Consider the following 4,921-nt stretch of genomic DNA (forward strand, 5'->3'; position numbering starts at 1 on the left):
TTGGGTGAAAAGGGCGTTTATTCTTCCTATACGTTGTCGGCAGCGGGCCAAAAAGGAATACGTCCATGCCCATCGAGGTGAAACCGGCTGTGAGCGCGGGTTCAAGCATATAGCCCGACAGGCGCGTATCCTTGCCGATCACGACACGATGGCGGTGGTCACCGCGACGAAAGACACGGCCAGCCGCCATGCCGACGCGCAAGGCGGTTTCCGCCGTCATCGCGCCTTCGTTGGCTTTGCCACGAATACCGTCTGTGCCGAAATATTTGCGCACCATAAGGTCGATTATCCTGTCGTCGGGTCGCCCTCAAAGGGGACATGCCTGCTGAACCGCGAATATAGAGAAATATCCCGAATGTGCAGTTAACGAATTCTTGCGGTTTCTTTCAGCGCCGCCAATACCGCCAGCCCGTCGCGCAAGGGGCGCGGCTCGTGTGTGCGGATGAAGTCAGCTCCACCTGCGGCGGCGGCAAGCTCTGCAGCGAGTGTCGCGGCCCCGACATCCCCCGGACCACGGCCTGTGAGCGCGCGCAGAAAGGATTTGCGCGAAACAGACAGAAGCACCGGCAAATCGAAGCGCAGCCGCAATTCATCGAACCGCGCCAGCACCGAGAGCGAGGTTTCGGGAGCAGCCCCCAGAAAAAACCCCATGCCGGGATCAAGGACAAGGCGGTTGCGTTTGATACCGGCACCCGTCAGCGCCGCGATGCGCGCGTCAAAGAACGCCGCAATGTGATCCATGATGTCGCCAGCGGGTGCCTCGCGCCGATCTGCCTGCCCGTCTTGCACCGAATGCATAACGACGAGTTTGGCAGATGATTTCGCCAATTGCGGATAGAACGCAGCGTCTGGAAAACCGCGAATATCATTGAGATAGGCCACACCACGCGACAAGGCATAGGCTTGCGTCGCGGGTTGATAACTGTCGAGCGAGACGGGAATGCCACCTGCCTTGAGCGCGTCCAGCACCGGCGCGATACGCGCGATTTCTGTGTCGGACGAAACAGGCGCGGCGTCGGGATTGCTGGATGCCGGACCGAGGTCGATCACATCTGCCCCCTCGGCCATCAGCTTACGCGCCTGCGCAATGGCTGCGTCTGGCGCCAGATACCGGCCTCCATCGGAGAAACTGTCCGAGGTTATGTTGACGATGCCGAAAATGATGAGCGATTTATTCATGGGGGCTTCTATAATAATAATAATCGAGCATGAGTCTCATACGGATGCTCGGGTCGAAAGGGAATCCCCAGGCGAGTAACCTGTTTGCGGTGATCCATTAGCTGCAGGAGCAGAATAGCATACATCTGGAAGCAAAGCCAGGAAAGCGGCCTATGGAGCTGTGCGGCAGCGCTCAGTAGGCAATTTTTCAAAATATTGTTAAGCCTTTTCTGAGCATGGTATTTTTCATGGTATTACCAATTAGCAGGAAAATAAGCCATTGAATATAAAAGATAAAAATGTCTTGTTTACAATAGAGTGGGATAAATGGACGCTAAAGAACTGAACCACATGATAGCTGAGGCCTACAGCCGGGATTTGCAAAAGCCTGAGCTGGTATCGTTCAAAGAGGTGAGTCGCTGGGGGCGTAAGTACGGTTTCCCCGTCGTATGCACTCTGGCCGATGAAAGTGAAGAAAAGCAGATCCACTGGGCTGCCAGTTTGCTCATTCAAGTAGCCGGTACTTGGCCGCGAGAAGATATGCCGGAATTGCTCACACCGGAACGGGGCTCCGCGCTGTTCAACGATGCGATGCAGTTATTGGCGAATGGGCTTGGAGCAGCAAATCAATTGCGCTGACAGCACAAACCTTGTCAATAAGCGGCCTTCATGGCCGTTTTTTTGTTTAAAGTTTGTTTTAACAGAACCATAATTAGATATTGCAGTATCATTTTATGATCGCTACAATCTTTCACATGTGAAAGTTTGGGGGTGGTCTTGATCACCTGCGAGAAACCAAAATAGAGGTGGGTATGGCAAAAGTAATCAGCTTCGCCAACCAGAAAGGCGGAGTGGGTAAGAGTACCCTCTGTATCCAGCAGGCCTTTTATCTGGCGTTACAGAAGAAAAAGAAAGTGCTGGTCTTGGATATGGATGGTCAGGGGAACACGTCCTCTCGACTGGCCCCCAGACGAGAGCTTGAGGATGGTGACTACGAGCCCATCCTCACAGGAACCAAAACCGCAGAGCTGTTCGCTTACGAGCTGGACGGCATTGAGGTCATGCACTGCCCTTGCGGTGCAGACCTCATTCATACGCCGAAAAACGACCCGGATCTGTTTGAGATGGAGGCTGTGCCTCTTGACCAGGCCATGAATCCGGCTCGCCATTTGGCTGAGCTGTTTGAGAACTACGACTACGTGCTGATTGATTGTCCGCCTAGCCTCGGCAGAAAGCTGGTGGCAGCGTTGGTGATGTCTACCCATGTGGCATGTCCAGTAAAGCTCTCTGGCTTCGCTGTGGACGGCGTAGAAGGTCTCCTGAACACGATTATTGGTGTGCGCGAGGCGTACAACCAAGATTTGGAGATCCTGGGCATCGTGATCAACGACATGGACCGCTCTGTCAATCACGACAAAGCCCTCAAGTCGCTGGAGAACACAGTTCCGGATCTGTTGTTTGAGAACAAAATTATGCACCGGCCTCCGCTCGATACGGCGACGACTGATGGCATCCCTGTCTGGGAGCTTCGCTATGGACATGTCGCGGCCAAAGAAGTTGAGGCGGTGTTGGAAGAACTATTAGAGAAGGTGGGCTAAGCGATGGCATTGAACAATTTAAAAGGCCTGTCCGAACTTGCTAAAGCCGCCAAAGGCAAGAAAGGCAAAGAGGTTCTTACCGTACCTGTTGACGACGTTGTATCCAAGGTCCAGGTTCGTAAGCGCTTCCGTAACATTGAAGAGCTGGCGGCAACCTTGCTGACCGAAGGGCAGCAGTCTCCGATCATCGTGTTCCCGAAGAACGAAGAAGGCAAGTTCGTCATCCAAAAAGGGGAGCGGCGTTGGAGAGCGTGTAAACACGCTGGTATCGAGACCATTGACTTGGTGGTGAATGATAAGGTCCAGAACAACTTGGACGAGACTGCTGGTGAGCTGATCGAAAACATCCAGCGGGATGACTTGACTCCGGTAGAGATTGCCGAGGCGTTAAACCTGTTTATTGAAGAAGGTTGGAAGCAAAAGGATATTGCTGATCGGCTCGGTAAGAATATCACTTTCGTATCTACGCATCTGTCGTTGCTCAAGCTACCTGACTGTGTGCGTGAGTTATACGATAATGAAGTATGTTCTGATACAGAGACCTTGAATAACCTTCGTCTCTTGTTCGATCTGAATGAAGAAAGATGTCGCGCCGTCTGCGCGGTGGCTATGTCTGACGGGATTACTCGTAAACAAAGCCGTGAGCTGCTGAATGATGCCAAACGTATCAAAGACGAAATGGAAAAAGGCCCACTGACTGGCTCCCACCAGAATGATGAGCTTGGCGCTGGCAACACCGACGAGCAATCCCTCAACTCGGGTGGGGATGGTACGTCGGAACAAACCGGGAATGACGACCTGAACCTTGCCCAGGAGGAACTGGAAGGGGGTAAAAATTCCAATGGTCAGGACGATGATGACGAAGACCCTTTGCGTGATGAAGAGGGTGAGCACAAAGATCCTGTCAAGCAGCCAGATAACAGCGGCAAGGACAAAGATGAAGAAGGCGGTGATGCTCTTCCTCCTCTGCCGAAGGACAAGGAATGGAAGAACGTCCGGGCTGACAGTTTGATTTTTGCTGTCAACGTTAACCTGGATGGCGAGACCAAACGTGGAGTCATCATGACCGACCGTGTTGCTCTGGTTCCGTCTACTGTCTGGGTTAAAACGCTCGATGGCGAAGGCAAGGAAAAGCATGTTCATGTGCCTGTGTCAGACATTGAACTCCTGAGTGTCGAAGGCTAATAAAGGAGGCCCAGCCAGAGAGGTTGGGCCTGTCAAGAACAGGTGAATATGAAGATCTCACAGGACATGAAAAGAAAATTTGCTTTGGTGAATGCCCTGTCTAAAACGGAGAAGCCAAGTCTCCAAGACCTTCACAAGGCAACAAATATTCCTGAATCAACGATCAAGAGACAGTTGTCTGCCCTGCGTGATGAGTTCGGAATGAATATCTTGTTCGTCAGGGAGTCTACCGGCGAACGAGGTGCCACCGGCTACTACATGCTGACAGACTGGGGGATCTTAGACAGGTCTTCGTTCTTGAACCGGTACGGAAAACTGTAAGGTGCCATAGAGCAGCGCATTGAATGCAAAACCCGCCAATCGGCGGGTTTTTTTATGCTGCCACGGTAGCGGCGGTTGCTGGAGGTTTTTCGGCGTAGTAGGCGATGTTCTTGGTTCGTCTGCTAAGGGTGTCTATGCCGACGATACTCAGCGTTTTGGGAGTGGTATTGCGGGACTCGAAATAATGGAATAGCTGGATCATGCAGCACTTCACCATCAACGGATCGATGTCTTCCAGGTAGATTGAGGCTTCTCTCAATGCTTCGGGACCGTGGTTCTCGATCAGGTTTTCCATCCAGTGAATGGCGTTGATGCCAGAACCACAGCAGGGCTCATAAAAGTCTGCCGAAGACTGTGAGCCAACAATGAGTGACATCAAGCGGCCAATCTCTGGAGGAGTGGGGAAGTAATTGGTGCCCTTCTTGTGGAAGCCAGACATGCTTAGGACGTAACCCAAAACATCGCTGGTGGGGTCGCGCTTAATGGCGGCAGACAGGACGTGAGAGAGCTCGAAGGCGACCGGCTGAAGTTCTTCCGGGATCTCCTCCTTGGCTGGGTATAGGCCAGTCTGCAAGTATGCCCACTGGTCAATAAAGGCCTCAACAAACCGAGATGTGCCCATTCTGTGTTAGCAGCAGTGTAAAACTGACCCACCCCAG

6 protein-coding genes and 1 pseudogene are annotated in these 4,921 nt (G+C 52.6%); 4 read left to right on the forward strand and 3 right to left on the reverse strand.

What is annotated here, in order from left to right:
- Both HMPREF3143_RS00015 and sul2 read right to left on the reverse strand, forming a co-directional pair.
- Positions 1-277: pseudogene (locus HMPREF3143_RS00015) on the reverse strand (hypothetical protein); the annotation flags it as partial.
- An 86-nt stretch (positions 278-363) separates the two neighbouring features.
- Positions 364-1,179 (reverse strand): sulfonamide-resistant dihydropteroate synthase Sul2, encoded by an 816-nt coding sequence (sul2, locus tag HMPREF3143_RS00020; RefSeq protein WP_070531211.1) that lies wholly within the window; start codon positions 1,177-1,179, stop codon positions 364-366.
- Between the two features lie 306 nt (positions 1,180-1,485).
- On the opposite strand from sul2, the gene HMPREF3143_RS00025 reads away from it, so the two are divergent.
- The 4 genes from HMPREF3143_RS00025 (at position 1,486) to HMPREF3143_RS00040 (ending at position 4,262) form a co-directional block, all read left to right on the forward strand.
- Positions 1,486-1,797 (forward strand): hypothetical protein, encoded by a 312-nt coding sequence (locus tag HMPREF3143_RS00025; protein WP_000338945.1) that lies wholly within the window; start codon positions 1,486-1,488, stop codon positions 1,795-1,797.
- 173 nt (positions 1,798-1,970) lie between these two features.
- Positions 1,971-2,756, forward strand: a complete 786-nt coding sequence (locus tag HMPREF3143_RS00030; protein ID WP_001151304.1) for a ParA family protein — start codon at positions 1,971-1,973, stop codon at positions 2,754-2,756.
- Between the two features lie 3 nt (positions 2,757-2,759).
- Positions 2,760-3,941: a ParB/RepB/Spo0J family partition protein gene (locus tag HMPREF3143_RS00035; protein ID WP_001207227.1), complete on the forward strand. Its 1,182-nt coding sequence runs from the start codon at positions 2,760-2,762 to the stop codon at positions 3,939-3,941.
- 48 nt (positions 3,942-3,989) lie between these two features.
- The gene (locus HMPREF3143_RS00040; protein ID WP_000703827.1) at positions 3,990-4,262 is read left to right on the forward strand and encodes a helix-turn-helix domain-containing protein; all 273 of its coding nucleotides are present in this window, start codon (positions 3,990-3,992) and stop codon (positions 4,260-4,262) included.
- Positions 4,263-4,314: 52 nt separating this feature from the next.
- Here the strand turns inward: HMPREF3143_RS00040 and HMPREF3143_RS00045 are convergent, their stop codons facing one another.
- On the reverse strand, positions 4,315-4,884 hold the full coding sequence (locus HMPREF3143_RS00045) for an N-6 DNA methylase (RefSeq protein WP_350346191.1): 570 nt from the start codon (positions 4,882-4,884) through the stop codon (positions 4,315-4,317).
- Positions 4,885-4,921 lie beyond the last annotated feature (37 nt).

This window comes from Enterobacter sp. HMSC16D10 (genome assembly GCF_001807145.1).
In the GTDB taxonomy this organism is placed as follows: Bacteria; Pseudomonadota; Gammaproteobacteria; order Enterobacterales; family Enterobacteriaceae; genus Enterobacter; species Enterobacter roggenkampii.

Excerpts from the sequence above, each read along its gene's own strand:
- sul2 (WP_070531211.1), bottom strand. The coding sequence starts at position 1,179 with ATGAATAAATCGCTCATCATTTTCGGCATCGTCAACATAACCTCGGAC.
- HMPREF3143_RS00025 (WP_000338945.1), top strand. The coding sequence starts at position 1,486 with ATGGACGCTAAAGAACTGAACCACATGATAGCTGAGGCCTACAGCCGG.
- HMPREF3143_RS00030 (WP_001151304.1), top strand. The coding sequence starts at position 1,971 with ATGGCAAAAGTAATCAGCTTCGCCAACCAGAAAGGCGGAGTGGGTAAG.
- HMPREF3143_RS00035 (WP_001207227.1), top strand. The coding sequence starts at position 2,760 with ATGGCATTGAACAATTTAAAAGGCCTGTCCGAACTTGCTAAAGCCGCC.
- HMPREF3143_RS00040 (WP_000703827.1), top strand. The coding sequence starts at position 3,990 with ATGAAGATCTCACAGGACATGAAAAGAAAATTTGCTTTGGTGAATGCC.
- HMPREF3143_RS00045 (WP_350346191.1), bottom strand. The coding sequence starts at position 4,884 with ATGGGCACATCTCGGTTTGTTGAGGCCTTTATTGACCAGTGGGCATAC.